Source organism: Microcoleus sp. Pol12B5 (assembly GCF_036701335.1).
In the GTDB taxonomy this organism is placed as follows: domain Bacteria; phylum Cyanobacteriota; class Cyanobacteriia; order Cyanobacteriales; family Microcoleaceae; genus Microcoleus.
The window spans coordinates 22,846-48,615 of sequence record NZ_JAUBQQ010000023.1 but is presented as its reverse complement, the minus strand read 5'-3'; the positions used below and the strand labels follow the sequence as shown (position 1 = coordinate 48,615).

Below are 25,770 nucleotides of genomic sequence, written 5' to 3'. Positions count from 1 at the left end.
TTTTATGACTATTGGCTACCTCGCACTCGTTCTCCACGCCCACTTGCCCTTTGTCCGCCACCCCGAAAGCGACTACGTTTTAGAAGAAGAATGGCTGTTTGAGGCGATCGCGGAAACCTACATTCCCCTGCTGCAAGTCTTTGAAGGGCTCAAGCGCGACGGCATCGACTTTAAAATTACCATGAGCATGACGCCGCCCTTGGTTGCCATGCTGCGTGACCCCTTGCTGCAAGACCGCTTCGACGACCACTTAGCTAAACTCGAAGAATTAGCGGATCTCGAAATCGAACACAATAGCAGCAACGGCCACCTCCGCTATTTGGCAGAACATTACGCCGCCCATTTCTCTCAAGTCCGCAACTTTTGGGAAAAGTACGATCGAGATTTAGTCAAAGCCTTCAAAGAACACCAAGATACCAACAACCTCGAAATCATCACCTGCGGCGCCACCCACGGCTACCTACCGCTGATGAAAATGTACCCCGAAGCAGTTTGGGCACAAATTCAAGTAGCTTGCGACAACTACGAAGCAAACTTCGGCCGCCGACCAAAAGGTATTTGGCTGCCCGAATGCGCCTACTATGAAGGCTTAGAACGGATGTTAGCCGACGCCGGCCTCCGCTACTTTCTTACAGACGGTCACGGCATCCTCTACGCCCGCCCGCGTCCCCGCTACGGCAGCTACGCCCCAATTTTCACCGAATGCGGAGTAGCAGCCTTCGGCCGGGATCACGAATCCTCGCAGCAGGTTTGGTCTTCCGAAGTCGGCTATCCAGGGGCCGCCGAATACCGCGAATTTTACAAAGATTTGGGCTGGGAAGCTGACTACGATTACATTAAGCCCTACATCATGCCCAACGGCCAGCGGAAAAATACCGGGATTAAATATCACAAAATCACCGGTCGCGGATTGGGTTTAGGCGATAAACAGTTGTACGATCCTTACTGGGCAAGGGAAAAAGCAGCCGAACACGCCAGCAACTTTGCTTTTAACCGGGAACGCCAAGTCGAGCATCTGAACGGGATTATGCAGCGTCCACCGATTATTGTTTCGCCTTACGACGCCGAACTTTTCGGTCACTGGTGGTACGAAGGGCCTTGGTTCTTAGATTACCTCTTCCGCAAGAGTTGGTACGACCAAAATACCTACGAGATGACGCACTTAGCCGATTATTTGCGGGGAAATCGGACTCAGCAAGTGTGCCGCCCGTCTCAGTCGAGTTGGGGTTTCCGGGGTTTCCACGAGTATTGGTTGAATGAGACGAATGCTTGGATTTACCCGCATTTGCACAAGGCTGCCGAACGGATGATTGAGTTGGGAAGTATGGAACCGGAAGATGAGTTGCAATATCGTGCTTTGAACCAGGCGGCGCGGGAAGTGCTGCTAGCTCAATCTTCTGACTGGGCATTTATCATGCGTACAGGGACGATGGTGCCCTATGCAGTGCGGCGGACTCGATCGCACTTAATGCGCTTTCACAAGCTGTACGATGAAGTGAAAGAAGGCAAAGTTGATTCGGGTTGGTTGGAGAAGGTTGAGGAGATTGATAATATTTTCCCTGAAATTAACTATCGCGTTTATCGATCGCTTTAAATCTCGTTTCCCCTCCCATCCTGTCCCCCCAGCCCTGCTTAAGGGAGGGACAGGATGTTAATTAAAATTATAGGTGATGGGGCGATCGCCAGGAGTGGCATGAGAAGGGCGATCTGTGGTTGGGAGTGTGAGTGCGAGCACATTTTTGGTCTGGAAATGTTGATCGCACTTTATGTCTTTTTCTGAACGCGCAGGCGATCGCACAACACAATCTAGTCAAACAGCATTGTGAGCTGAGGAACGCTTGACAATAGAGAATTACTGGTGAAGAATTTCAACTATCTTGGCGATCGCCTCGTTCAACTTCTCAGGTTTAAGCTTACCAGCTTTATAAAGTATAATTTCTCGATCAGCGGTAAACAAGCGATTAGGTCTAATGTTGCTGGTTTGGTTAAGTCCGCCCTCGCTAAAATCACTACTTTCAAGGGTAATAGCATAGCGATCGGCGAGCGTCTGGCTAGTAATCTGACAAAGAATTAGATCGTCTCCTGCCAAAGTTCCTATGACTAAAGTCGGTCGGCGTTTGGCTTGTGTTCAATCTGAAAATGGGAAATGAATAACTATCACATCACCTTTTACAAATTCTGCCATGCTTCATCCTCCTCTAATCTTAACCAGTTTTTTTGCAAATAAGATTCACTTAGCAGGCTTGCTTCTAACTTATCTTTATCATACTTGACTTTGAGAAATTGCAGAAAATCCCCAACTTCTTTTAATATAAATTCGGGGATATTATCCACTTTTTTAATGAGCAATTCTTTAGCGTTCATGTCATTTACCTATAAAGACATAGTAACTGTTAATCTATGGTAGCATCCTTGAGATTAGCAGCGCTCAGTTGCGATCGCTCCCCATCTTCATGACCGACGGACAACCGCAAGCAGCCCGCAAATTCCGGCTAACGCTCAATCCATCCTCGCTTACCTACCTGATCGCATCCGCATCGCCCTCATTACCCGCGCGGCGGCTATTTAGTATCCCATAGAAGCTTTCGTAGAAATGGATCTCGCCAGTTTTCTTGACTCGCTTAGCGTTGGGGTTCGCAGACTGTAAGCCAGGGCGCGGTAAGTAGTTGTCGATCGAGACAGATTTTAACATTTAGTTGGTAAGGGCATTTTTTTGGCGAAAAGTAGAGCTAGTGCGATCGACTAACCTACGAATTCAACGCCCAGGCGATCGCATTTTGGGATGGAAAGGTCGATCGCACTTAATCTCTTTTTCTCAACGCGCAGGCGATCGTTTTTTGGTATGGAAAGGTCAGCGCGATCACGAACAAATAGAATTATACAAGCAAAAGGAACAAGAGCAGAAAGAGCGCAATCGAGAACAAATCGAAATCGGCAGGAAGAAGGAAGACAAAGAGAAAAAGCGCTCTCGCCAACTGGAGAATATCATCTTTTTGTCGCAACCGCGATCGGCGGCGGACAAATCTTTTCAGCCAGCTATCACCTAATCAAAGCTAAACCCATTAAATGGCAACCCGATTTTTTTTCTTCCGCTTCATCCCTTAACCGCAACGATTATCTGGAGTTTGCTTTTCAGTTTAATGTTTGGCCGATTGATACTGGGTATCCTGCCGCTGGCGAGAAAAATATTCCCCAGAATTCTGTGGCTGGTAAGAAAAATATTACCTAGGTAAAGCGGTGCGTGATAGTCAATAGTAAAGGGCTGCGGTACAATGATTAGTCACCGTCACGCACCCTATGGTTAGATATTTGTCAAATCTTTATAAGATTAAGAATTGTAACATATTAGTCTTTCCAATCAATCAAGGGATTGTTGGTGTAAAAACATCAATTATTCTTAATAATTGCCAAAATATATGGGCTTAGGATTAACTTAAATTAATAATTGTAATTTTTGTTTAAATATTGTTAGATAAGTTAATACTGCGTGTTAGTAAAACAACTTAACTAAGGGGGCTCAATAATTTAAAATTATAGTTAAAAGAGCAGCCTGTACAGCAGTTAACTTAACACAAGCTTTACAATAAGATGCAATCTAAGTATTTACACCGCAAAAAATGGCTATAAACATGGGACGATATTTGCACGTACTGAAATTGTTCTGGGGTGCGGCGATCGCAGCGGAACTAGAATACCGCATCAACTTTGTCCTCGCGACCATCAGCAGTCTCGGAAATCTTGCGGGCAGCTTGTTTGGGCTATTTTTGTTCTATCGTACAGGCTACACTTTTTCGGGATGGAAATGGGAAGAGGCTTTAGTTGTACTCGGCATTTTCACGATTTTGCAGGGGTTTTCGTCAACGTTTCTAGCACCTAATCTCAGCCGTATTGTCGATCGAGTTCAGCAAGGTACTCTCGATTTCGTACTCCTCAAACCCATCAGTTCCCAATTCTGGCTATCTGCAAACACAGTTTCGCCTTGGGGAATCCCAGATTTAATCTTGGGCACAGTATTGCTGCTGTATGCTGCTAACAAATTGGGAGTAGCAATCGGCAACTATTTTTTAACAGCAATACCGCTGTTATTCGGAACTATTACTCTTTACAGTATATGGTTTATGTTAGGGGCAACCAGCATTTGGTTTGTCAAAATTTACAATGTTACCGAAGTTCTCGAAGGATTGTTAGAAGCGGGTAGATTTCCCATGGCCGCTTATCCTGCAGCTTATCGATTTTTCTTCACTTTCGTAGTTCCCGTTGCCTTCTTGACGACTGTGCCTGCAGAAGCCATGCTGGGGAGAGGTGAGATCGTTTGGATCGCAGGGGCGGGAATATTGGCGATCGGGCTGTTATTTTTTTCCCGCTACTTCTGGCAATTTGCACTCCGCTTTTACACCAGCGCTTCCAGCTAGTTAAGCAGGTAGGTAAGCTGCTGCCGATCTAGATTCTCTATTATGTTTGAGAGGGAGAGGATTTGGCACGTGCGGAATAGGGAAGTGAAATATACATTTTCAATACAAAACAGCTTATCTAAAAAATATTTGTTTCTATTTACTTAGATAGTTAAATAAATGTAAGATTTCAACTTATCCTTGAAATGTAAACTGGAAATAAACCACGCAAACGCAGGCAAACCAATGAAAAGAAAAAAACTGGGTAACAGTAATTTTACTATCAGCGCGATCGGTCTTGGAGGTATGCCAATGTCCTTAAGCGGCAGACCGCCAGAATCGCAATCAATTGCAGTCATCCACCGCGCCCTCGATTTGGGTGTCACCCTAATTGACACCGCAGATTCCTACTGCCAAGATCAATCCGACAAACACCACAACGAGCACCTGATTGCCAAAGCTTTGGAACAGTATAGCGGAGATGTTAGGGCCGTTACTGTGGCAACTAAAGGCGGCTTAATGCGGCCTCAAGGTGCTTGGACGCGGAACGGCAACCCCCACCATTTACGCAAGACAATTCGCGAAAGTTTTGAAGCATTAGGCGGCAAGGAACCGATCGACCTTTGGCAATATCACTCGCCCGATCCCGCTTATACCATCGAAGCAGCCCTAGCACCTGCAAAAGAAGCAGTAGAAGCAGGAATGATCCGATTTGTTGGAGTTTCCAACTTTTCTGTAGAGCAGATCAAACGCGCCCGCGATACAGTAGAAATTGTCTCTGTTCAGAATCAATATAATCCGTGGCACAGACAGCCGGAATCAGACGGCGTACTGGAATATTGCGAAACCGAAAAACTGACATTTTTTCCCTGGAGTCCTTTGGGAGGAAGCCGCCGCGCCACAAGCTTGCAAGATATGCCCGCGATCGCCAAATTAGCTGCAGAAAAAAACGTTTCAGTTTATTGTATAGTATTAGCTTGGTTGATGGCTCAATCGCCCTGCGTCGTTCCGATTCCCGGTGCGACCAAAGTATCGAGTATTGAGGACTCTGTGCAGGCGCTCGAAGTTAAATTGACTGACGAGGAATTGCAACAAATTGCCGTAAGTTAAGTATATAGCAATCCTCGCATCATTTGTGTAATTCTTGTAGGGGTAAACCCCCCGTAGTTGTCTCCATAATGCTGGGGCAGGCACGGGCACACTACCCTTACATCTCATTTAGGATTGCTATATAAGGGCAAAAAAAACAATAGAACAGGCATCTTGCCTGTTCTACGAGAACTTTATTGTGGGGTGGGCATCTTGCCCGCCCTTGAAAGTGGGATTTAATGAGTAAAGTTGACATTTTTTGAGGGATTGAATTTAATGGAAGCTAATCAAGTGAATGCCGATCGAGACGTAGCAATTGAACATCAAAACGTACCTGTCGCCCATGAAGGACTGCACAATTTTTTATACAGTTCCGAGTCAGAACACAGCGCAGCAGCGACTATTTCTGAATTAGAAAATGACGGCACGCAAGTAATGTCGATCGATACGTGGCGCGATTTGGCAACTAATGCGAAAGTCGCCGGCGTTTACGCTGTAATGGATATTTCCCGCAACACTCAGTTTATCGGCTATTCGCGAAATATCCTGCTTTCAATCAACGGTCACATCGCCCAAAATGGCGCAGAAAATTGTGCTTTTCTGCGCGTGCAAACTTTCAAATTCCCGAAGCGGGAAGAAATGGAAAGTTTGCGGGATACTTGGATAGCAGAAATTGGCAGCATTCCGCCTGGAAACGGTGCTGAAAGCGAAATGTGGGCGGCTACGGTAGGTCAAGCTGCGCGCGCTGCTATGTCTGCTGAGGAACAAAAAGCTTATGAAGAAAAAAAGCTAAAATTACGCAAAGCAATGGCAGATTCCACTCTTACCAAAGAGTTAGAAACAGCCGCCAAAAGTGATGGCGAACAGGCTAAGGATTTGGAAGCGGCTGTTAACAATGATGACTGGAGTGCGGTGATTCAATCACAAACCCAGGAAACAAAATCCGGTTCCTAAATTGGAAAAATGTTTGTAGTGCTGGTATCTTGTACTATTTTTAGAACGGGCAAGATGCCCGTTCCACAATATATCAATTTTATGGTGGGGCGGGCATCTTGCCTGGGCAAAAGACTCAATCTTAATCCTCAACAAATGCTCGGAATTAATGACTAAGTTTGCGTTCAGTAACTAAAGTCAAACTTACCCATTCACCCCGCTCATTGTAACTGCGAATCATCCGAAACCGCAAGTCAGGTTCTACTAACCAACCAGCCTCGAAAAATATAGGTTTTCTGGATTCAATCTTAACAGGTAAAGTGCAAGAACCGCCGTCAGGAAGGAGCACAACTTGCACGGGCGAAGCACCTTCGTTAAAGTGCAGAACTGAACCGTCAATGCTGGCGCTAGAAGTGATAACAGTAGCATTACTGCCAAAAGTAATTTTCTGCACTAGGCGATCGCTACTTTCCAAATGCAATTGTAAATTGGTAGAATAAAAGTCAGGAGAACGCGAATCTGGATACATTGTCACGGCCTCGCCCTGCCACTCTCCCAGTAAATCTTCAACAGTTAAAGGCGGACGTTCGGGGACATTTTTATCCGGCTGTTTTTCCCGAATTAAGGTAAGTTTGGATAAATTGCCGTCGGTATTGTAGATCATAGGGAAGCGCAACCGGCGATAATTGTAGATAAAACCAAACTCGGCACCGCACTCAGAATAAGGCGCTAGTTGAATAGTTCCCTGACAAAAAGCTCCATTCTCAAAAAACAGGATATCTCGTCCCAAACTTTGAAATTCTCGAACAAGTTCGTTGACTTCCGGTTCGCCGACACCGCTAGGATTTGGGTAAAACCGACGGAGTTTCAATCGCACTGTTTTGTTGTCATTGAAACCTTCGAGAGAAATAATGCTAGGAGTATCTTGAAGTACCTCTCCTCGCGGCGATAACTGGGTAAAGGAACCGTGCCATTCTCCCAAGTTTTGCAGAAAGTTTTCCCATTGTGATACCATATTTTAACCTTTGGATATATGTCTAAAAATAGAATTATAACTCTGCTTACGGATTTTGGATTAACCGATGTTTATGTGGGAGTGATGAAAGGTGCGATCGCCCAAATTAACCCGCAGTTAAAAGTCATTGACATTACGCACAAAATACCATCTCAAAATATTGCGGCGGGGAGGTTTTGTTTGATGACTGCTTTTGCTTATTTTCCGCCGGAAACCGTACACGTTGCTGTCGTCGATCCGGGGGTGGGAAGCAAGAGACGCCCTGTTGCGATTAAATGTGCTAATTGCTTTCTTGTCGGGCCGGATAACGGGTTGTTTAGCGGGGTGTTGAGTCGGGAAAGTGCGATCGCATCTGTCGAACTCACCAACCCTAAATACTGGCGCACACCTCAGCCCAGCAGCACTTTTCACGGTCGCGATATTTTTGCAGCAGCGGGCGCTCACTTGGCGAACGGGGTGGCATTGGAAGAGTTGGGGGAGGATCTCGACCCTGCAAGTTTAGTACAGTTAGAGATACCAAATTGTGCGGTTACAGCCACAGGTTTAGAAGGCAGCATCCAATATGTCGATCGCTTTGGCAATCTAATTACTAATATCCCTAATAATTGCATTATAGGTAATAATTGGTCAGTAACAATTAGCAATAGTTCTGATGCAATTCGCATCCCCAGCGGTAAAACCTACAGCGACAGCGAACAGGGCGATTTGATTGCCATAACTGGTTCTGACGGTTGGGTAGAAATTGCCGTTAATGGCGGCAGCGCTCAATCAGTATTAAAATTGGAATGCGGAGCGATCGTGCAATTGCTTTTTGAAACTAACAATTAAATAGGACTTAGGCATCGGTGCTCAGAAACCGGGTATTTTACGAAAATACTTTGTTAGAATCAGTAGATTCCCTAAAAAACCCGGTTTCTTTGGCGGAGTGCGTAAGTCATAATCGGGAAATTGTTAGATTACTCATTTTTGGACTGGCTACTTCTTAACTGAAAGTATTAAAAACCCGGTTTATTGAAGAAACCGGGTTTCTCAACTTTATCCAGCTACCACGAAATTAACCAACTTTCCAGGCACCACAATTACCTTTTTAATCTCCTTACCTTCCAGATGACGCTTGGCCAATTCCGACTCGCGAGCAAACTTTTCCAAAGCAGCTTTATCAGCACCAGAAGGGACTTGAATTGTGCCGCGAGTTTTGCCCATAACTTGAATTACCAGCGTAATTTCATCGGTAATTAACGCAGATGGATCGACACTCGGCCAAGTTTGCGTATGCACCGATTCACTGTTACCAGTATTGTGCCACAATTCATCAGCAATATGCGGCGCAAAAGGCGCTAACAAGCGAATCAAAGTGTTAATTCCTTCTGCATAAATTGGCGAATCTTTACATTTAGCATCATTCAAAGCATTACTGAGTTTCATCATTTCAGAAACAGCAGTATTGAACTGATAATCACCCTCCAAATCTTCGCTCACTTCCTTAATTGCAGTGTGAATCGCCCGCCGCAAATCCTTCTCAGGTTTACTTAAAACCTCTTTCTCCCCCCCTTCGCAAGGGGCGGCTGGGGGGGGTGAACCAAACTCTGTAACCACGCGCCAAACGCGATTTAAAAAGCGAAATTGCCCTTCCACATCAGCGTCGTCCCACTCCAAATCCTTCTCTGGTGGCGCTTTGAATAAAATAAACATCCGCGCCGTATCTACCCCATATTTGCCCATAACTTCCAAGGGGTCAACGCCATTGTATTTTGATTTGGACATCTTCTCGTAGAAGACTTGCAAAGCTTCGCCAGTTTGAGGATCTTTGGGATTTGCGGGGTCTATATCTGCTGGGGGAACGTATTTGCCAGTAACGGGGTTTTTGTATGCCATTGCTTGTACCATGCCTTGAGTTAACAGGCGTTTAAATGGTTCGTCACAATTGATCAAACCCCGATCGCGCAAAACCTTGGTAAAGAACCGCGAATACAGTAAGTGCAAGATGGCGTGTTCGATGCCGCCCACATATTGATCCACTGGCATCCAATCATTTGTCTTAGCCGTATCGAAGACTTGCTCTTGATTTTGAGCATCGGGATAGCGCAAGAAATACCACGAAGAATCGATAAAAGTATCCATCGTATCTGTTTCCCGCTTCGCCGCAGTGCCGCAACTCGGACAAGGAACGTTTACCCATTCTTCCATCTTTGCCAAGGGCGAACCTTTGCCCGTAAATTGTACATTCTCCGGCAACAATACGGGCAAATCCGATGCGGGGACGGGGACTGTTCCGCAAGTGGGACAGTGAATTACGGGAATCGGAGCGCCCCAATAACGCTGTCTAGAAATTAACCAATCTCTCAAGCGATATTGCACTCGCGCTTTGCCATAACCTTGATTTTCGGCATGGTCAATAATCGCTGCTTTGCCTTTAATTGAATCCATGCCGTTGAAGCTTTCGGAATTAATCATAATTCCTGGTTCTGTGTAAGCTTCGGTCAGCGGAATCTCATCATCATCTACAATTACTACTTTAATTGGCAGTTGATATTGATTGGCAAATTTGAAATCTCGCGTGTCGTGGGCGGGTACTCCCATGACTGCGCCGGTGCCGTATTCGTACAATACATAATCGGCAATCCAAAGGGGAATTTCTTCGCCGTTGAAAGGATTGATTGCTTTGCCACCTGTGGGGATGCCGCGCTTTGGTTTGTCTTCGGCTGTGCGATCGATCTCGCTTTGGGCGGCGACTTCTTTGATGAAGGTTTCTACGGCGGCTTTTCTGTCTGCGGTTGTCACCCGCTGAGTTAGTGGATGTTCCGGCGCTAAAACAAGGTAACTGACGCCGTAAACTGTATCGGGACGTGTGGTGAAAACGGCGATTTTTTCATCCATGCCGACAATCGGAAATTCTAAGTAAGCGCCGACTGATTTGCCGATCCAGTTGGCTTGCATTAATTTGACTCTTTCTGGCCAATCTGGCAATTTGTCTAAGTCGTTTAATAACTGTTCGGCATAATCGGTAATTTTGAGGAACCACTGCCGCAATAATTTGCGCTCGACTTTGGCGCCGGAACGCCAGGAACGACCTTCGTTATCTACTTGTTCGTTTGCTAAGACTGTTTGATCTATGGGGTCCCAATTAACTGCGGCTTCTTTTTGATAAGCTAATCCTGATTCTAAAAATTGCAAGAAAATCCATTGAGTCCACCGATAATAATCGGGAGAACAAGTTGTAACTTCTTTTGTCCAGTCGAAAGAAATACCCAGGCGGCGAAATAAGCCTTTCATTTGGGCAATGTTTTGATAAGTCCATTGTGCAGGGGGAATTCCTCGCTCGATGGCAGCATTTTCTGCGGGCAAACCAAAAGCGTCCCATCCCATCGGATTCAATACCCGATAACCTTGCATTCGCTTGAGTCTGGCAATTACATCAATGATTGTGTAGTTGCGGACGTGGCCCATGTGCAAGTTTCCCGACGGGTAGGGGAACATGGATAAGGCATAAAATTTAGGCTTTTGGGTATCTTCTGGCATCTGGTCTAAGTTTTGCTCAGCCCATGTCTGCTGCCATTTTTCTTCTATGGATTGGGGGTTATATCTGGAATCCACAACAATTGCTCCGTGCATGGTTTAGTAATGTTTGCTTCAGTATTTTTACACATTCAAGGGGCTTCGATTCTGATTTTTCTGAGCTCCAAGGATTTTGGCTCAAATCTCTGTATTATATATTGTAGTATATGTAATTTTAGCTGGGGGGCGATCGACCAAATATCCCCGTTCGCCCTGAAAAAAGTAAATAACTGCAATCCCCAGAAACCCGATTTCTTTGACAAACCGGGTTTATTCTCCTAGTTCGAGCTTAGATGCTATCTGGATCGATGTTCAATTCGCGCAGTTTGGCGGCTAAACGTTCGGCTTTTTGAGCTTCTTGTTCGGCCCGCTGCGAGGCCTCTTCTGCGCGCTGAAATTCTTGTTCTGCGCGCCGTCGCTCTAATAGCCGCTCTGCATTTATTTCGGAATAGGAAAGAAACTTTTCTCCATCAGGGCGATAGATTTCTAACCCTTCTTCTGGTAACTCAAACCGCACTCCCAGTCTGGGACTTATCCATCCCTCCATCGGTTCAATTGGTTCTAAGATTCCTTCAATTCTTTGCCAACCTTCTAACTGATTTCTTTCTGGATCGTAAAGGTAATACTCCTCGACTCCGTAGCGATTGTAAAATGAAAATTTCTTGTTCATTTTTATTTGGCTGTCGCTGAAAGAGCGAATCTCAAACACGACTTTGGGAGGGATATTATATTCACGAAATTGGAGGTAAGAACGCCGATCGCCCTTTGGCCTCCCAAATACCACCATTACATCGGGCGCTTGAGAAATATCTGTTCTACCCTCAACCGGATACCACAGTAAATCGGCGGCTATAAACACGTTTGGGTCATCTTTCAACAGCGACTCGCAACCTTCTTTGATTGTGACAATTAATTTGTATTGAATTGTGCTATCTGCCAGAGGTTGACCGTCGCTGCATGGATAAATAATTTCTTCGGTTGTGACTTGCATTGTGGTTGTCTCCGAGAAGTATCTCAGCTTAATTATAATATTGTTTGAAGCAACTCTCCGCGCGAAAATGGCAGTGCAGTTTCCCTAATTACAGAATATTCAAAATAGCGTGCAGCGGCGCTTCAAAGCTGCTTGCAAAAGAGTGTTGTACAGTTTTTCCTTAACAGTATAAGCTCCGAATCTTTCTAAGTGCGGATTGTTCATTTGAGCGTCGAAAAGTAGATAAGATCGATCGCGCAATCTCTCCACCAACTTCACCATCGCCACCTTAGAACCCTCGGGAATTCGGTAAAACATCGACTCCCCAATAAACGCACCGCCGATCGACAATCCGAGAATACCGCCCGCCAATTCGTCCCCGCACCAAGTCTCGAAGCTGTAAGCCCAACCGGCCTCATACAAACCCCAGTAAATCTTCTTGAGTTCCTTAGAAATCCAAGTCGTTTCGCGATCGGCACAACCCTCAACCACCGCCCCAAAATCGCGGTTCACAGCCACCGAAAATCGATTTTGATTGATTTGGCGACGCAGGGATTTCGGATAGGTAAATCTTTCATCCAGGGGAATCAGCGCCCGCTGCCGGCTCGAATACCACCCCAAACTTTCCTCCCCGTCATTTGCCATCAAGAAGTAGCCTTGGGCATATCCTTGTATAATTGTCGGTATATCATATTGCATATATTTATCAGTTGTCATTTCTCAGTTAACTTTTCAAAGTCAACATTAGCAATTAGGAATAATCATGTCTGAAATCATTGAACCTATTACCTTACCGCCCGCCAAAAACCCCGAACAAGAAGGCCAATGGCTCCAACAAACGCTGCTGGCATGGCTAGACTCCGAGTTTATCCCAGAAGCAGCCAACCAGCAAATAGCTAAAAGGGCTGCCCAAATCTATGTCCGCCAGCGCATGGAAGGGGAAAACGACTTGGGCAGCCTCGTAATTGCGATCGTCACCGAAATGCAGGCTTATGATTTTTCTAAAAGCTTCTACGGCGAATTTGCGATCGCCAATGCCGTCAGCGACTTGTTACTCGAAAGTCTCGGCATCGATAAATGCTGTGGCCAGTGAAGCAAGAAGGAGGAAAATTTAACTCATAAGTCTGAAACAAAAATCAACCCCAAACCTAATCCTGCCGATTAATTGTGAGTTTTTTTTCTTCTTCCTTCTTCCTTCTTCCTTCGTGCTACCAGCTAGACTTCACAACACCGGGCAAAAGACCTTCGTGAGCCATTTCTCGCATCATGTTGCGAGACAGTCCGAAGTCACGATAGTAACCTCTGGGCCGTCCAGTTGCCCAGCAGCGGTTCCGCAAGCGAGTCCGCGAACTGCTGCGGGGTAGCTGTTGTAGTTGGCGGTGAATCGCCATTTTGTCCATCTGATTGTTAGCTTGGTCAAACTGGTCTTTCAGGTCTTCCCGCTTGTCGGCGTACTTGTCTACGAGTCTCTGGCGCTTTTTCTCGCGCTCGACCATGCTCTTCTTAGCCATAATCTGTTGATATCCTTAGATTAATCACAATCTACTATTTTACTATATTTTGGTGATTTTGGATCGCTTTTATTTGAATTATTTCTTTTGTTAACAAGATTTTTAGCAACAGGCAAGATGCCTGTTCCACAATAACTCAACATTTTTGTGGTACAGGCATCTTGCCTGTACTTAACCTTGGTGCAACACCTAACTATTAGCAAAAGGGTATAAATCTGCAATAACTCAAGATTTTTGTGGTACAGGCATCTTGCCTGTACTTAACCTTGGTGCAACACCAAAATATTAGCAGAAGGACACAAATCAGCAAGTTCGCAAATATTGCAAGCCGGATTTCTCGCATTACAAACTGCCCTGCCGTGATAAACCAACCGAATCGACCAATTTTCCCAATCCGGCTGCGGCAACAATATCATCAAATCCCGCTCGATCCTTATAGGATCGGTATGTTCGGTCAATCCCAACCGCTGACTCAAACGTTTGACGTGAGTGTCTACCGTCACGCCCATATTAATACCAAAAGCGTGACCGAGAACGACATTAGCCGTTTTGCGGGCAACTCCGGGCAATTCTAGCAGCAGTTCCATCCGCTGCGGCACTTGATTGTTAAATTTATTGACGATCGCCTGACAAGCACCTTTAATATTTTTAGACTTATTCCGGTAGAAACCAGTCGATCGCACCAGACTTTCCAATTCTTCTATATCAGCATTTGCCAAAGCAACCGCATCGGGAAAACGCTCAAACAAAGCCGGCGTTACCAAATTTACTCGATCGTCCGTACACTGAGCCGAGAGAATCGTCGCCACCAGCAACTGCACGGGAGTTTCGTAGTTGAGAGTGCAAGGAGCTTCTGGATAGAGGCGTTTGAGGCGAATCAGAATTTCGAGCGATCGTTGTTTTAAACTTAACTTTTTAGTCATTAGTCAGTAGTCATTAGTCAGTAGTCATTAGTCATTTGTTATTTGTTTTTAACTGGTTCCCATGCACGACCGGGGAACCCATAACCCGAGGCTCTGCCTCGCGTGCGTAGGAAAAAAAGTAGAGGGAAAAATAGGAAAAGGGAAAAGTAGAGATAATTCTTCCTTCTTCCTTCTTGCTTCTTCCCTCTGCCTTCATTTACTATTGCATGAAATTTCGCAAATCAAACCCAGCTAAATTAGCAGTATCGCGAATAATCAAGAAAACTCCTAAACCCAGCAACAACACCAAACCAGTCTGCATGACATTTTCCTGAATGCGGTTCGGCAGAGGCTTGCCCCGCAGTCCTTCTATTAACAGAAAAGCTAGCTGACCGCCGTCCAAAGCAGGTAAAGGCAAGATATTAATCACAGCCAAATTGACGCTAATTAACACCGCATACTGAAACAAACTCGCAGCATCCGATTTGGCAATCCCTGCACCAATCGCCACAATCGCCACAGGCCCGGACAACTTGTCGGCAGTCTGGCTGAAATTGCTAAGTAACTGCCCGAAACCTTGAACCGTCAGCACCACAACCCGCTCAAATTCTTTGGCGGCCTTGCTAAACGCCTCTACAAATCCGGCCCTCTGCCGCACGACAGTGCCGTTAGAAGTTAGCTGCACGCCAATGCGACCTTTGCCGTCGGGCGACTCTTCAGGAGTTACTGTCACCACAAATTTTTGTTCTTGGCGCTGAATTTCCAACGCTAGGGGTTGGTTGGGATGATCTTGGATTGCTGTGACCAATAATTTGATTGCTTCGCGGGAAGCGCCCAATTCCTTGCCGTCAACAGACAGAACAACGTCGCCCGATCGAATTCCGGCTTGTTTCGCGGCGGAACTGACTTCTGCCGCGACTTCCGGGACTTTAACTCCCGGTAGGTAGTTCATTTCTGCAGCGCCGACAGTGGTCAATTGCAACACCAGCAGGAAATAAGCAAAAATTAAGTTGGCAATTACCCCTGCGCTAATGACGATCGCCCGATCGAGCACGGGGCGATTTTTGAGCAAATTCGGGTCATTTGGGGGAATTGTACTGTCTGGATCGTCGTCCGGGAAACCCACGAAACCTCCCAGGGGAAAGGCGCGGAGGGCGTATTCAGTTTCCGGGCCTTGGTACTTCCAGAGGACGGGTCCGAAACCGATAGAGAAGCGGTTGACGTGGATGTGTTGAAGTCTCGCCGCCAGGAAGTGGCCGAGTTCGTGAACGACAATCAAGATACCTAAAACTGCGATCGCTGCCAAAACTGACATGAAGGATTCCACTAACACTTTTACTGGACTTTGATTTATTTTAATATCTTTTTAATATCGGTGGCTTCGGAAGGACAATTTTCAGTCAAACTGGAAGGTGGTGTTTTTGTCGGAAGTCCCGGTTGCTGCGATCGACCCGACGCTGCCAAACCGATCGCGCGATCGTACCTGAGTTTACCTCTAAAACCAATTCCCCATTAAAAATTATCCATTACCAATTCCCAGTTACCAATTCCCAGTTATGAAAGACACTTCTTTGAATATTATCGCTATTTCTATCTTTGCCATCACCGTTTCAATACTGTTGGGCCCCCTATTCAACTTGCCAGAAGCCGTACCTGCGATCGCCACTTTTTGCCTGTTAGGGCTAGCCACCCTAGACAGTTTCCAGTGGCAAGGTCAAGGCGGTACAATTTTATTAGATTGGCTGGGGGGAACTTCCAAACAAAAGCGCGATCGTATCCTTCACCACGAAGCCGGACACTTCCTAGTCGCGCACCTGTTGGGAATTCCCGTAACCAGCTACGCCCTCAACGCTTGGGAAGCATTTAAACAAGGTCAAACAGCCCAAGGCGGCGTCCGATTTGAAGACGAACAATTAGCATCTCAACTGCAAAACGGCACTCTTTCCTCCCAGCTTTTAGACCAATACTGCACCGTATGGATGGCCGGAATAGTCGCAGAAAAATTTGTTTACGGCAGCGCACAAGGAGGAGCAGAAGACCGCACAAAAATTAGCGCAATTTTAACACAACTGCGCCGTCCCATTTCCGAAATTCAACTCAAACAAAACTGGGGTTTGCTGCGAGCAAAAAACCTGATCGAAAGCCACCAATCAGCTTACGAAGCCCTAGTAGCAGCAATGGAAAAAAGAGCCACTGTTGCCGAATGCTGCGACATAATTCAGCAAAATTTATAGGAAAAAGATTACGGAATCTTGCCTAATAAGCCCGGTTTCTATCTAGATTATAAATATTTTTTTTCGTAAAAACCGAGTTTAACAGCGTATTATAGGGATTAAAAATTCATGTCAGAACCAAAAAAATTCCCAACAACACTGCAAACAGCGAACCCAAATACAGAAAAATTGTTGTGGCTGTTCGGTTTTCGGATCGACCCCGGCACCGAAATACCAAATCTATATACTCTAATTGTCTATGGAGAACAAGAGCCGCCCTTAATAGCCGGCGGTCAACTTGTATTTTTTACCCGTCCAGAACTAGCGATTAACGCTCTCCAATTGTGCAATATCGATGTCACCGAACTGGGAAAGCCACCCACACAAATAGACGCTATTTGCGACATTGCAGAAACGCTATACTTGCTCGATGCCGAAGATTTTGACGAGTCAGCTACTATCCTCAACTGTTTGAACGCGCTTTTCGATTTAGTGAAAGCTACTTTAATACCGATGCCAACGGAATACAAGCGCATACTTTATGATTTTGCCGACCATTTGAATATTGAGGAAGAGTTTGCAGGTTTTTTAGATGCAGAAGATATTCAGCGATCGGAAATTGTCAATGCCATTTTGTGGTGTGTGGGAGCAATTACAGCTAAATCTAGATTGCTGACCTAGCAATTTAAGAAAAACTAGAATGTTAATCGATAATAGATAATATCGCCAAAGGAAATTATGCCATGACTGTAACAGATGTACGCTTGTGGACTGTAGAGGAATACCGCCGCATGACGGAAACTGGCATTCTCAATCCCGATGAACGAGTCGAATTAATTGACGGGCAAATTATTTCAATGAGTGCAAAAAATCCTCCCCACGCAGCAACTAATCTCTGTGCAGCCGACTATCTAAGAAGTCGGCTGGCAGGACTTGCTTTAATTCGCATTCAAGACCCGATCGCTCTAAGTTATAATTCAGAACCAGAACCGGATATTGCTGTAGTGCAAATCGACTCTCGGCTTTACCAAGATTTTCATCCCGCACCCGACAATATTTTCTTATTAGTAGAAATAGCTGACACGACTTTAGAAACAGACCGCAGGCGGAAAGCACCGGCTTATGCTAAGGCGGGAATTACTGATTATTGGATACTGGATGTTAACACGCGGCAAGTTTATGTTTTTCGCGAACCGGGCGAGGCAAACTACGGACAAGAAACAGTATTTAATGAAGATGATGTTTTGTCAATGCTGGCATTTCCCGAAATAGAAGTTCAGATTTCGCAATTTTTTCCTTAAGTAGGGGCAGGTTTTACCAAGCATAATTGCCTAAGACAAATAATCTGGTAAAGCCGCCCCCACTAACCTATCAATTACCAATTAGCCAATTATCAATTACCAAATTTTCAGGCTCGTCCCGATCGCTACAAAAAACTTAGTATTAGGGCGTAGCGCGAGTTATACTCCTACTGGAAAGACTGTGACTGCCACAAAATCCCGAAATCAAAGTTTATGAACAACACTTCCCCTCCTCCCCCAGCCTCCAACAACCCCGAAACAAAAAAACTCAGTTTTTCAACAAAATTAGCTTACGGTGCCGGCGACCTCGGCCCGGCAATTACCGCTAATGTTTTGGCATTTTACCTCCTAGTTTTCTTTACCAATGTCGCTGGTTTACCTGCCGGTTTAGCCAGTAATATTTTGGTAGTTGGCAAGGTTTGGGATGCCATAAATGACCCGATTGTGGGGTTTTTGAGCGATCGCACTTCTCACCCTTGGGGCCGCCGATATCCTTGGATAATATATGGTGGCATTCCCTTCGGCATATTCTTCTTATTGCAGTGGATTGTACCTAGCACGGATCACACAGTGTTATTTTGGTACTATGTTGCAATCAGCATTTTGTTCAACACCGCCTACACGGCTGTCAATCTTCCGTACACTGCCCTAACTCCAGAACTTACTCAAGACTACAACGAACGCACTAGCCTTACTAGTTTTCGATTTGCTTTCTCCATTGGCGGCAGCATCTTTTCATTAATCGTAGCTGGAATTATCATCCTTGTATTTCCAAACAACCCGAATCAAGCATATTTAGTATTAGGTGCAATCTGTGCAGTTATCTCTGTCTTGCCTTTGTACTGGTTCGTTTTGGGAACTCGCAAGCACGTCGCAGCCCAACTATTAGAAAACGCAGAACTAGATAATTCTACATCTTTGCCACTAAAAGAACAGTTGCAGATTGCATTTAGCAATCGCCCTTTTTTGTACGTCATTGGAATTTATCTTTTTTCTTGGCTGGGAGTGCAGTTGACTGCTACTATTATTCCCTACTTTGTTGTTAACTGGATGCAACAGCCACCGTACGTTTTTAGCTTCGTTGCGATCGCAGTTCAAGTCAGTTCATTCATCATGCTATTTGTTTGGACTAAAGTCAGCAAGAGATACGGCAAAAAAGCCGTATATTTTATGGGCATGAGTTTGTGGATTATTGCCCAAGCTGGACTATTTTTCCTCCAACCAGGACAAGTATTGCAGATGTACCTATTAGCAGTCATGGCAGGTGTCGGAGTTTCCACGGCTTATCTAATACCTTGGTCGATGATACCGGATGTGATCGATCTCGACGAACTGCAAACAGGAGAAAAACGCGGAGGCGTTTTCTATTCATTCATGGTACTGCTGCAAAAAATCGGATTGGCAGGGGGTTTGTGGTTGGTAGGCCAAGCATTAGAAAGAGCTGGATTTTTATCTACAGTTCCGGGACAGCCTGCACCCGTACAGCCAGATTCTGCACTGTTTGCGATTCGAGTTGCGATCGGCCCACTGCCCACACTTGCTTTAATTGCTGGCATGATTCTTACCTATTTTTATCCTATAACCCGCGAAGTTCATGCAGAAATATTGTTGAAACTGCGAGAAAGAAAAGCACAAAATCAGTAAGCGCTAATAAGGAGTTGTTGGTAATTAGTCAAATCAAAAAACAACAACTACCGATAGCTAATCTGATCAAGATCAATAGCAATCCTCCCACCCTGTGCGAACTCTTTTTTTTCTTTAACAATGTGTCATCTTCTTATGGCATTGGTTAATTTCCCAAAAAGCCCGTTGCGCGTTTACCGAAAGGATTGCTATAGCTTGCTCGGAGGGCGAATAAAAGCGATAGTTTTAGTAATAGCCCCGGAACCCAGAAACCTAGCTTTTTTAGGAAAATACATAAATCGCGCCGCGCCCTCCGCCCCGGTAGAAAAACGCCGAAGGCTGGAGTTGTTCGAGATGTCGATCGAGCTTGAGAACACAACTTATTAAATTTTATGTCTGTCGCGCACTATAGAGATGAGTTGGTGATATAATGACCACGGTCAACTAAGTATATACACTTAATCAGTCATACAACTCCTCAAAAAGTTTATAATTAAAAGAAGAAACAGATTTTTCTCGGAAATTGATTCGATTAGTTGCCGTTCCAAAAAATCTGCTGACTGTGGCTAATTATATCGACATGGGAAATGCAAAATCTTTTAGCCGGTCAGTTAGCGCATAAGTTAATAAGCGCTTCTGCCGTTGACTCTGAACCGAAAAATGACATAGAGGACAAATCAATACCAGCGCAAGCAGTGGCTGAGGTGTTACGGTCAATTGTAAAAGTTTGGTAAAGTTATGGAACGCCCTGTCGGGAACCTGAGCGACACCTGAAAAAGTTTGCTTCGTCGCCCGGAAACCCGAAATACAAGCACAACGCAGCAGAGCCAAATGCAGTCTGATATAACTCTCCAGCAGTTGTAAAAGAAGTTTTACTGCCTGCCTAGCATAGGGATTTAATTATTTTTGTATACTATGTGAAAGTAGTGAGAACTATTAGAAGGAAGTGGGCTCAACCAACCAATAATTTCGTGTGATATCCTTAAGCCAATGCTCAAAGTATCAACCCGAAGGCTCGCAGAAGAAAGCTGATTTTACCCACAAAATATCCAAGAGGTCAACATGGAAAGAGAACAGGACGCTCATATCGTAACCATTAGCAACCAGAGCCGACAGGTGCAGCAATTTTCCGTTGACGAGGGAGAAGATTTAAGCGCGCAGCCTCAGAAAGGATTGAATGTAAAGCCGTTGTTGAGGACTTTTCAGCGACAAGCCCTAATCATTATTGGGATTATAGGTCTAGTAGGCGCTGGAGCTGTTTATCAGATCAAGGGAGGCAAGAAAACATATCAAGGCGATTTTCGGATGCTAGTGGAACCCGTGACAACGGAGGCCAGAATTGCTGATCCCTCTGCCCTAGCCAATCGCGGCGAAGGGGGGGCGGTGCCTAATCGAGACTTTTTTAGTTTGGACTACGCAACTCAACTTGAAATTCTCAAGAGTCCTCAGATGCTGTCGGCTATTGTTAAACAAGTCCAAAAACGATATCCAAAAGTTACCGAAAAAATTCTTGAAAAAGAATTAATAGTTTTGCGGATAGGAGAAGATGAGAGGACGCTGACTAAAATTTTGGAAGTTCGCTTCATGGCGAATGATACTAATTTAGTTGAGTTCGTTTTACAAGAAACTAAAAAGAAATATTTAAAGTACAGTCTTGATGAACGCAAGACTCGGATTGGTGAAGGTGTTAAATTTATTGAAGACCAGCTTCCGGGACTCAATAAGCGCGTAAACGACCTGAAATCGGAGTTACAGTTGATACAGCAGCAGCAAAAGATTACCAATCCTCAAGAACAAGGCGCGCAATTAATCCAGCAAGTTCGTACCGTAGAAACTTTAGAGTTAGAAACTCAAAGGCTACTGCAAGAACAGAAAACGCTGTACGCTAACTTGCAAAAACAATTAGATTTTACACCAAATGAAGCTATTGCCGCTTCAGCTTTAAGCGAAGAGCCTCAATATAAAGAGTTGCTGACCAAGGTTAAGGAAGTAGAAGGTCAGATTGCTGTAGAAACAGCTCGTTTTAAATCTGCTAACCCTATAGTGGAAGCTTTAGAGCGCAAGCGGGCAAATTTAGTAGCTTTGCTCAACCAGCAAACTGATCGAATTTTGGGGCAAAATTTAGTCGGCACTCAAGCTAATTCTAAAGTTCAAAATTTTCAAAATTCTATTCGCATAGGCTTAATTAAACAATTGGTTGATACTGCTAACCAAGTTGAAGTCTTAGAAGCTCGCCTTCAGGCAATCACTCAAACTAAAAACAATTTAAACAGGCAAGCAACAGAATTCCCCACCATAGCCCGCCGCTACAACGAACTGCAACAGCAATTAGAAGTAGCCGCCCGCACCCGCGATCAACTTTTAAGCCAGCGGGAAACTCTGCGCGTCCAAGCAGCTCAAAGCCAAGTACCTTGGGAAATAATTTCTGAACCACGGATACCGCGAGATGAGAAGGGCAACGTGATGCCAGTTCCATCGAAAGCTAAAAATAAATTAATGATGGCAGTTATTGGAGCGCTAGTTTTGGGTCTGGGATCTGCTATCCTCATTGAAAAGTTCCGCAATATTTTCTACTGTGCTGATGACGTTAAAGATGCGGTTGATGCGCCTTTATTGGGAGCAATTCCTCTGGACAAAAATGCTAGAAAATTGCCGCCTTCTATTGCTAATGCCTATGCTTATATTGAAGGAAAAGAGGGTAATAAGAAAATTGCTGCGGAATTTATAGAAGCTTTTGACTCTCTTTATACTAATATCCGCTTTCTTTCTTCAAATCGAACGATTAGCTCTGTGGCAATTGGTTCGGCTACAGTTGGCGAAGGTAAATCTACCGTTGCTTTAAACTTAGCTCACGTGGCAGCGCTTGCGGGTCAGCGAGTGCTGTTAGTAGACGCTAATTTGCATTCCCCCAGCCTGCACTTGCTGTTGGAACTGCCTAATGTCAAGGGATTGAGCAACTTGCTCGACCATAAAAACGAACCCAATGAAATTATCCAACGATCGCATCTAGCAGATAATCTTTTTGTATTAACTGCAGGTCTCCCGAATCCTGGTACTGCCAGACGGCTGGCATCATCTCAGATGCAGTATTTAATGGAAGAACTTCAGGCAAAATTTGACTTAGTTATCTACGATACGCCGCCGCTCGTTGACAGTAAAGATACGAATTTTTTAGCGGCGCGCACCGATGGCATACTGATGGTTGTAGCAATTCAGCAGGTTCCCTTTTCTGTAGTCAAAAAAGTTTTCAGTCAATTAGAAAATTTTGGCATACCATGCTTGGGCACAGTTGCGAATCATGCCCCTAAACGCAAGAAGTATCCAGCATCGAGATCATCAGTTGTTGAAGATAAAAATGAATATTTGAATTTGACGCCAGCACCGTCTCGTATTCAAAAACTAGCTCCTAAAAAAGAGTGACACCCAACAAAGATGACCCCAAAAAAAAGGATACAAGCCTCCGATAGTAGTCATGGAACTCCCAAAATCTTAGACTCTTGTTCAATCTCCCAGATTTGTCTGTGGAGTAAATCGAAAATCTAAAATCGTTGGACTGAGCGCGACTTGACGCTCGCGCTCGCCGAACCTCTTAGGCCGAAGTCTAAAATCTAAAATCTAAAATCTAAAATCTAAAATTGACTCAGGGCGGACTAATTTCCATCTGGGTTGGTAGGAAATGTGACGATAAAATTAGTCCAGCCATTGCTGCTTTCAACCTCAATTTTTCCCTGCAACTGTTCCACAAGTTTTTGAACCAAAGCTAAACCCAAACCTGTACCTCCTTGTTTCCAAGGATCGGCGTTGGGAACTCGATAAAATTTCTCAAAAATTCGAGGCAATTCCTCTATGGAGATGGACGATTGATTGCGGAGTGTAAATTGGATTTCTGAAGCCATAGCACTTGCTTGTCGCGAATTTTTCCTTTGTCCTCTTTGTTCGCCGTTTCCGTTTTTGCACTCGACTTTCAGAGAAATTTCGCCGTCATTGGCAGTATATTTGCAGGCATTGTTGAGGAGTTCGGCTAAAATTCGTCCCAAACTAGCGCGGTTGGAACTGATCGTGGGGAGGTGACGATCGCACTCTACTCGCAAATCCTGGTGGCGGTCGTGGGCCCGGGTGTAAAACGGGTCGATAATAGTAGGCAGCCAGACTTCTAAGTTTACTGGTTCAAGGTCGATCGGACAAGTTGCGGCTTCGAGCCGCTGCAAATCTAGCAAAGCATTAATCAAATCTGTTTCTCTAGTACATTCTGTTTCTAAAATTTCTAGGTAAATCTGGCGTCGATCGAGTGTGGGAGAAATTCTCAGCATATGAATAGCCATTTTTATATTAGCTAAAGGCGTCCGCAGTTCGTGAGAAACGGTGCTGAGAAATTCATCTTTGAGGACGTTTAAATGCTGGAGTTCGTGAACTTTTAGCTGTAATTCGGCGGTGCGTTCTTGGACTTGGCGTTCGAGGTCGGTGTTGAGATTTTGGACTTGCTGATAGAGTTGGGCTTGCTGAATGGCGATCGCAATTTGAGTTGCCAGTTGCAGCAGCAAATCCACTTCCGAAGGCTGCCACTGACGGGATTGGGAACACTGATGGACACACATCATCCCCCACAAATTGCCGTCTTGCAAAATTGGTACAATCAAATAAGCTTTGATTTGCGCTTGCTGAAACCGCGCATATTTTTCGGCGCTCAAACAGGCTTGGTCGAGGTCTGGAACCGCATAAATTTCCTGTTCTATCACCGAAGCAGATTCTTGCCAAATATTATCCGGCATGATTTCTCCCAAGATTGAAGGCCAATTTTCGGCAACGGATTCTGCCACTACAATGCCGTAATTGCTGGACTCTAAATGCAGGATTGCTACTCGGTCAGCTTGCAAAACTTGGCGGACTTCATCGACGCTGGCGTTGAGAATTTCTTCGAGGTTTAAGGATTGATGAATCCGCAAGGAAATGTGAGTTAACAGCCGATCGCGCTGCAATTGTTCGTGGAGTTTTGCAGTCCGTTCCCGCACCTGCTGTTCCAGTTTGGCGTTGCGGCTTTGCAACAGTTCCACTTTTTCGGCTTGCAATTGATAAACCGACTGCTGCAACTGTTTGACAACTCGGTACATTTCCGTGGGGTCGAGGACTCTGAGCAAGCTGGTCTGAGTAATAATTCCCAACAGTTCTCCGCGCCCCCCGCACACGACCAACCGCTGCACTTGTTGCTGCTCCATTTCTTTGTGCGCCGTCCATAGGGAATCGGAAGGTTGAAGAAATTGCAGGGGAGTTCTCATGACTTTTTGAGCTGGGGTTTGCTCGAAATTTAGTTCGAAAAACTGTGCCTGCACAAGGTCATATTCGGTAATAATTCCCAGGGGTTGGTGAAAGGAATAATGAAAAATGGAGGTATAGTCATCTTTGGGCTTCTCCATTGTTAATTCTTTGTTTTTTGTAATCACTACACAACTGACTTGATGCTCTGACATCAGTTCGGTTATGCTCAGCAGTGAGGCGGTGTGGGGCGCTGTAATTGGCGTAGTCATTAATTCTGCTACCCGCCGCAATTTAAGAATGTTTGAAGGCTGCAATACTTGGCGAATTCTTTCCCGTGTCAGTACTCCTACCAAGTGGCGAAATTGATTGACGATCGGCAAATAGCGAATCTTGTGCTGGCGAAATAAGGATAAAGCGGTAAACACGTCTTGGTCATCGGATTCTGTGAGGGATACCGACACCGGGGACATCACTTCGGAAATTGGTATTTTGTGCAGGGCTACTTTGTGCTGGCTGTCTATTTTGCCAGAAGCTATCAGCCTCACTAGGTCGGCGGGTGTTAATATGCCGATTAACAGCCCGCGGCTGGGGTTTTCGGATAAGTTGCCTGTGGTAATAGTCTGCTGGTTCTGCACGACGAACACGCACCGGGCCCGCATCTTTTCCGGCGTCGATGTTTCGGTTATCGCCCCCCGGTCTGAGGGTACAGGTGTTTTGACTAGGGGACAACTGTTTTGCAACTGACTCATCAGGGCGATCGCCACTGCTAAGGAAGTTTCTGGCCCGGCAGTGAGGGGGTAGCGATCGATCGCTTGTTCTAAGGCTGAGGAGTAAAAGGGCGGGTGGTAGAACGGCATAGTTGATCAGGTTGTCAGAGGGCGGCTAACTATCGGGCAAAGCCTTAGGGAACGGCAGAAACACCTCGCCTGTGCTTGGGATTTAAATAATAAACTTTCTCATTGATTATTTCCACGCAATCTGAGCTTTAGATTAATCGTCTCACTAATCCGCAAT

General features: G+C 45.2%; 23 protein-coding genes and 1 pseudogene. 14 read left to right on the top strand and 10 right to left on the bottom strand.

Going from position 1 to position 25,770, the window contains the following annotated elements; genetic code table 11:
- Window positions 1–4 precede the first annotated feature (4 nt).
- Window positions 5–1,594, top strand: a complete 1,590-nt coding sequence (locus QUA24_RS13270; protein WP_333230252.1) for a glycoside hydrolase family 57 protein — start codon at window positions 5–7, stop codon at window positions 1,592–1,594.
- A 54-nt stretch (window positions 1,595–1,648) separates the two neighbouring features.
- Window positions 1,649–1,780: a hypothetical protein gene (locus QUA24_RS13265; RefSeq protein WP_333230250.1), complete on the top strand. Its 132-nt coding sequence runs from the start codon at window positions 1,649–1,651 to the stop codon at window positions 1,778–1,780.
- A gap of 72 nt (window positions 1,781–1,852) precedes the next feature.
- Here QUA24_RS13265 and QUA24_RS13260 read toward each other — a convergent pair.
- A pseudogene (locus tag QUA24_RS13260) lies at window positions 1,853–2,113 on the bottom strand (type II toxin-antitoxin system PemK/MazF family toxin); the annotation flags it as partial.
- A gap of 56 nt (window positions 2,114–2,169) precedes the next feature.
- Window positions 2,170–2,364 carry a hypothetical protein gene (locus QUA24_RS13255; protein ID WP_333230248.1) on the bottom strand — a complete coding sequence of 65 codons (195 nt, stop codon included), beginning with the start codon at window positions 2,362–2,364 and terminating at the stop codon, window positions 2,170–2,172.
- Between the two features lie 368 nt (window positions 2,365–2,732).
- Here QUA24_RS13255 and QUA24_RS13250 point away from each other — a divergent pair, with 368 nt between their 5' ends.
- The 4 genes from QUA24_RS13250 to QUA24_RS13235 all read left to right on the top strand — a co-directional run bounded on the left by QUA24_RS13250 (window position 2,733) and on the right by QUA24_RS13235 (window position 6,434).
- Window positions 2,733–3,047, top strand: a complete 315-nt coding sequence (locus tag QUA24_RS13250; protein ID WP_333230246.1) for a hypothetical protein — start codon at window positions 2,733–2,735, stop codon at window positions 3,045–3,047.
- A 570-nt stretch (window positions 3,048–3,617) separates the two neighbouring features.
- Entirely contained in the window at window positions 3,618–4,412 is a 795-nt protein-coding gene (locus QUA24_RS13245; protein WP_445242612.1) for an ABC transporter permease, read from the top strand.
- 225 nt (window positions 4,413–4,637) lie between these two features.
- Window positions 4,638–5,501, top strand: coding sequence for an aldo/keto reductase (locus QUA24_RS13240; RefSeq protein WP_333230244.1), 864 nt, complete (start codon window positions 4,638–4,640; stop codon window positions 5,499–5,501).
- 255 nt (window positions 5,502–5,756) lie between these two features.
- Window positions 5,757–6,434 (top strand): GIY-YIG nuclease family protein, encoded by a 678-nt coding sequence (locus QUA24_RS13235; RefSeq protein WP_333230242.1) that lies wholly within the window; start codon window positions 5,757–5,759, stop codon window positions 6,432–6,434.
- Window positions 6,435–6,579: 145 nt separating this feature from the next.
- Here QUA24_RS13235 and QUA24_RS13230 read toward each other — a convergent pair whose 3' ends face one another.
- Window positions 6,580–7,428, bottom strand: coding sequence for a DUF3598 family protein (locus QUA24_RS13230; RefSeq protein ID WP_333230240.1), 849 nt, complete (start codon window positions 7,426–7,428; stop codon window positions 6,580–6,582).
- A gap of 18 nt (window positions 7,429–7,446) precedes the next feature.
- Here QUA24_RS13230 and QUA24_RS13225 point away from each other — a divergent pair, with 18 nt between their 5' ends.
- On the top strand, window positions 7,447–8,256 hold the full coding sequence (locus tag QUA24_RS13225) for an SAM-dependent chlorinase/fluorinase (protein ID WP_333230239.1): 810 nt from the start codon (window positions 7,447–7,449) through the stop codon (window positions 8,254–8,256).
- A gap of 207 nt (window positions 8,257–8,463) precedes the next feature.
- On the opposite strand, the gene leuS is transcribed toward QUA24_RS13225, so the two are convergent.
- The 3 genes from leuS to aat form a co-directional block, all read right to left on the bottom strand.
- Window positions 8,464–11,022 carry a leucine--tRNA ligase gene (gene leuS, locus QUA24_RS13220; protein ID WP_333230236.1) on the bottom strand — a complete coding sequence of 853 codons (2,559 nt, stop codon included), beginning with the start codon at window positions 11,020–11,022 and terminating at the stop codon, window positions 8,464–8,466.
- A 250-nt stretch (window positions 11,023–11,272) separates the two neighbouring features.
- Window positions 11,273–11,974 carry a Uma2 family endonuclease gene (locus tag QUA24_RS13215; protein ID WP_333161249.1) on the bottom strand — a complete coding sequence of 234 codons (702 nt, stop codon included), beginning with the start codon at window positions 11,972–11,974 and terminating at the stop codon, window positions 11,273–11,275.
- Window positions 11,975–12,073: 99 nt separating this feature from the next.
- Entirely contained in the window at window positions 12,074–12,670 is a 597-nt protein-coding gene (aat, locus tag QUA24_RS13210; protein WP_445242611.1) for a leucyl/phenylalanyl-tRNA--protein transferase, read from the bottom strand.
- Window positions 12,671–12,716: 46 nt separating this feature from the next.
- On the opposite strand from aat, the gene QUA24_RS13205 reads away from it, so the two are divergent.
- Window positions 12,717–13,046 carry a hypothetical protein gene (locus tag QUA24_RS13205; RefSeq protein WP_333049991.1) on the top strand — a complete coding sequence of 110 codons (330 nt, stop codon included), beginning with the start codon at window positions 12,717–12,719 and terminating at the stop codon, window positions 13,044–13,046.
- A 115-nt stretch (window positions 13,047–13,161) separates the two neighbouring features.
- Here QUA24_RS13205 and rpsN read toward each other — a convergent pair whose 3' ends face one another.
- From rpsN to rseP, 3 genes are all read right to left on the bottom strand, one after another.
- Entirely contained in the window at window positions 13,162–13,464 is a 303-nt protein-coding gene (rpsN, locus tag QUA24_RS13200; RefSeq protein WP_006633844.1) for a 30S ribosomal protein S14, read from the bottom strand.
- Between the two features lie 260 nt (window positions 13,465–13,724).
- Window positions 13,725–14,387 (bottom strand): endonuclease III, encoded by a 663-nt coding sequence (gene nth, locus QUA24_RS13195; RefSeq protein WP_333230234.1) that lies wholly within the window; start codon window positions 14,385–14,387, stop codon window positions 13,725–13,727.
- A 199-nt stretch (window positions 14,388–14,586) separates the two neighbouring features.
- The gene (gene rseP, locus QUA24_RS13190; RefSeq protein WP_333230232.1) at window positions 14,587–15,681 is read right to left on the bottom strand and encodes an RIP metalloprotease RseP; all 1,095 of its coding nucleotides are present in this window, start codon (window positions 15,679–15,681) and stop codon (window positions 14,587–14,589) included.
- A 60-nt stretch (window positions 15,682–15,741) separates the two neighbouring features.
- Here rseP and QUA24_RS13185 point away from each other — a divergent pair, with 60 nt between their 5' ends.
- The 6 genes from QUA24_RS13185 (at window position 15,742) to QUA24_RS13160 (ending at window position 22,923) form a co-directional block, all read left to right on the top strand.
- The gene (locus QUA24_RS13185; protein WP_333230230.1) at window positions 15,742–15,882 is read left to right on the top strand and encodes a hypothetical protein; all 141 of its coding nucleotides are present in this window, start codon (window positions 15,742–15,744) and stop codon (window positions 15,880–15,882) included.
- 40 nt (window positions 15,883–15,922) lie between these two features.
- On the top strand, window positions 15,923–16,600 hold the full coding sequence (locus QUA24_RS13180) for an ATP-dependent Zn protease (RefSeq protein WP_333230228.1): 678 nt from the start codon (window positions 15,923–15,925) through the stop codon (window positions 16,598–16,600).
- Window positions 16,601–16,708: 108 nt separating this feature from the next.
- Window positions 16,709–17,260, top strand: a complete 552-nt coding sequence (locus tag QUA24_RS13175) for a hypothetical protein (RefSeq protein ID WP_333230226.1) — start codon at window positions 16,709–16,711, stop codon at window positions 17,258–17,260.
- Window positions 17,261–17,322: 62 nt separating this feature from the next.
- Entirely contained in the window at window positions 17,323–17,880 is a 558-nt protein-coding gene (locus QUA24_RS13170; protein ID WP_333230224.1) for a Uma2 family endonuclease, read from the top strand.
- A gap of 213 nt (window positions 17,881–18,093) precedes the next feature.
- Window positions 18,094–19,524 carry an MFS transporter gene (locus QUA24_RS13165; protein ID WP_333230223.1) on the top strand — a complete coding sequence of 477 codons (1,431 nt, stop codon included), beginning with the start codon at window positions 18,094–18,096 and terminating at the stop codon, window positions 19,522–19,524.
- A gap of 1,041 nt (window positions 19,525–20,565) precedes the next feature.
- The gene (locus QUA24_RS13160) at window positions 20,566–22,923 is read left to right on the top strand and encodes a polysaccharide biosynthesis tyrosine autokinase (protein WP_333230221.1); all 2,358 of its coding nucleotides are present in this window, start codon (window positions 20,566–20,568) and stop codon (window positions 22,921–22,923) included.
- 230 nt (window positions 22,924–23,153) lie between these two features.
- Here QUA24_RS13160 and QUA24_RS13155 read toward each other — a convergent pair whose 3' ends face one another.
- Complete coding sequence (locus tag QUA24_RS13155) at window positions 23,154–25,613, bottom strand: CBS domain-containing protein (RefSeq protein WP_333230219.1); 2,460 nt, start codon at window positions 25,611–25,613, stop codon at window positions 23,154–23,156.
- Window positions 25,614–25,770 lie beyond the last annotated feature (157 nt).

What these genes read in the sequence shown, in the direction of transcription:
- nth (WP_333230234.1), bottom strand. Translation starts at nt 14,387, where the DNA reads ATGACTAAAAAGTTAAGTTTAAAACAACGATCGCTCGAAATTCTGATT.
- rpsN (WP_006633844.1), bottom strand. Translation starts at nt 13,464, where the DNA reads ATGGCTAAGAAGAGCATGGTCGAGCGCGAGAAAAAGCGCCAGAGACTC.
- QUA24_RS13255 (WP_333230248.1), bottom strand. Translation starts at nt 2,364, where the DNA reads ATGAACGCTAAAGAATTGCTCATTAAAAAAGTGGATAATATCCCCGAA.
- QUA24_RS13160 (WP_333230221.1), top strand. Translation starts at nt 20,566, where the DNA reads ATGGAAAGAGAACAGGACGCTCATATCGTAACCATTAGCAACCAGAGC.
- QUA24_RS13225 (WP_333230239.1), top strand. Translation starts at nt 7,447, where the DNA reads ATGTCTAAAAATAGAATTATAACTCTGCTTACGGATTTTGGATTAACC.
- QUA24_RS13180 (WP_333230228.1), top strand. Translation starts at nt 15,923, where the DNA reads ATGAAAGACACTTCTTTGAATATTATCGCTATTTCTATCTTTGCCATC.
- QUA24_RS13170 (WP_333230224.1), top strand. Translation starts at nt 17,323, where the DNA reads ATGACTGTAACAGATGTACGCTTGTGGACTGTAGAGGAATACCGCCGC.
- QUA24_RS13270 (WP_333230252.1), top strand. Translation starts at nt 5, where the DNA reads ATGACTATTGGCTACCTCGCACTCGTTCTCCACGCCCACTTGCCCTTT.
- rseP (WP_333230232.1), bottom strand. Translation starts at nt 15,681, where the DNA reads ATGTCAGTTTTGGCAGCGATCGCAGTTTTAGGTATCTTGATTGTCGTT.
- QUA24_RS13265 (WP_333230250.1), top strand. Translation starts at nt 1,649, where the DNA reads ATGTTAATTAAAATTATAGGTGATGGGGCGATCGCCAGGAGTGGCATG.
- QUA24_RS13245 (WP_445242612.1), top strand. Translation starts at nt 3,618, where the DNA reads ATGGCTATAAACATGGGACGATATTTGCACGTACTGAAATTGTTCTGG.
- QUA24_RS13230 (WP_333230240.1), bottom strand. Translation starts at nt 7,428, where the DNA reads ATGGTATCACAATGGGAAAACTTTCTGCAAAACTTGGGAGAATGGCAC.
- QUA24_RS13175 (WP_333230226.1), top strand. Translation starts at nt 16,709, where the DNA reads ATGTCAGAACCAAAAAAATTCCCAACAACACTGCAAACAGCGAACCCA.
- QUA24_RS13165 (WP_333230223.1), top strand. Translation starts at nt 18,094, where the DNA reads ATGAACAACACTTCCCCTCCTCCCCCAGCCTCCAACAACCCCGAAACA.
- QUA24_RS13155 (WP_333230219.1), bottom strand. Translation starts at nt 25,613, where the DNA reads ATGCCGTTCTACCACCCGCCCTTTTACTCCTCAGCCTTAGAACAAGCG.
- QUA24_RS13205 (WP_333049991.1), top strand. Translation starts at nt 12,717, where the DNA reads ATGTCTGAAATCATTGAACCTATTACCTTACCGCCCGCCAAAAACCCC.
- QUA24_RS13215 (WP_333161249.1), bottom strand. Translation starts at nt 11,974, where the DNA reads ATGCAAGTCACAACCGAAGAAATTATTTATCCATGCAGCGACGGTCAA.
- QUA24_RS13240 (WP_333230244.1), top strand. Translation starts at nt 4,638, where the DNA reads ATGAAAAGAAAAAAACTGGGTAACAGTAATTTTACTATCAGCGCGATC.
- QUA24_RS13235 (WP_333230242.1), top strand. Translation starts at nt 5,757, where the DNA reads ATGGAAGCTAATCAAGTGAATGCCGATCGAGACGTAGCAATTGAACAT.
- aat (WP_445242611.1), bottom strand. Translation starts at nt 12,670, where the DNA reads ATGACAACTGATAAATATATGCAATATGATATACCGACAATTATACAA.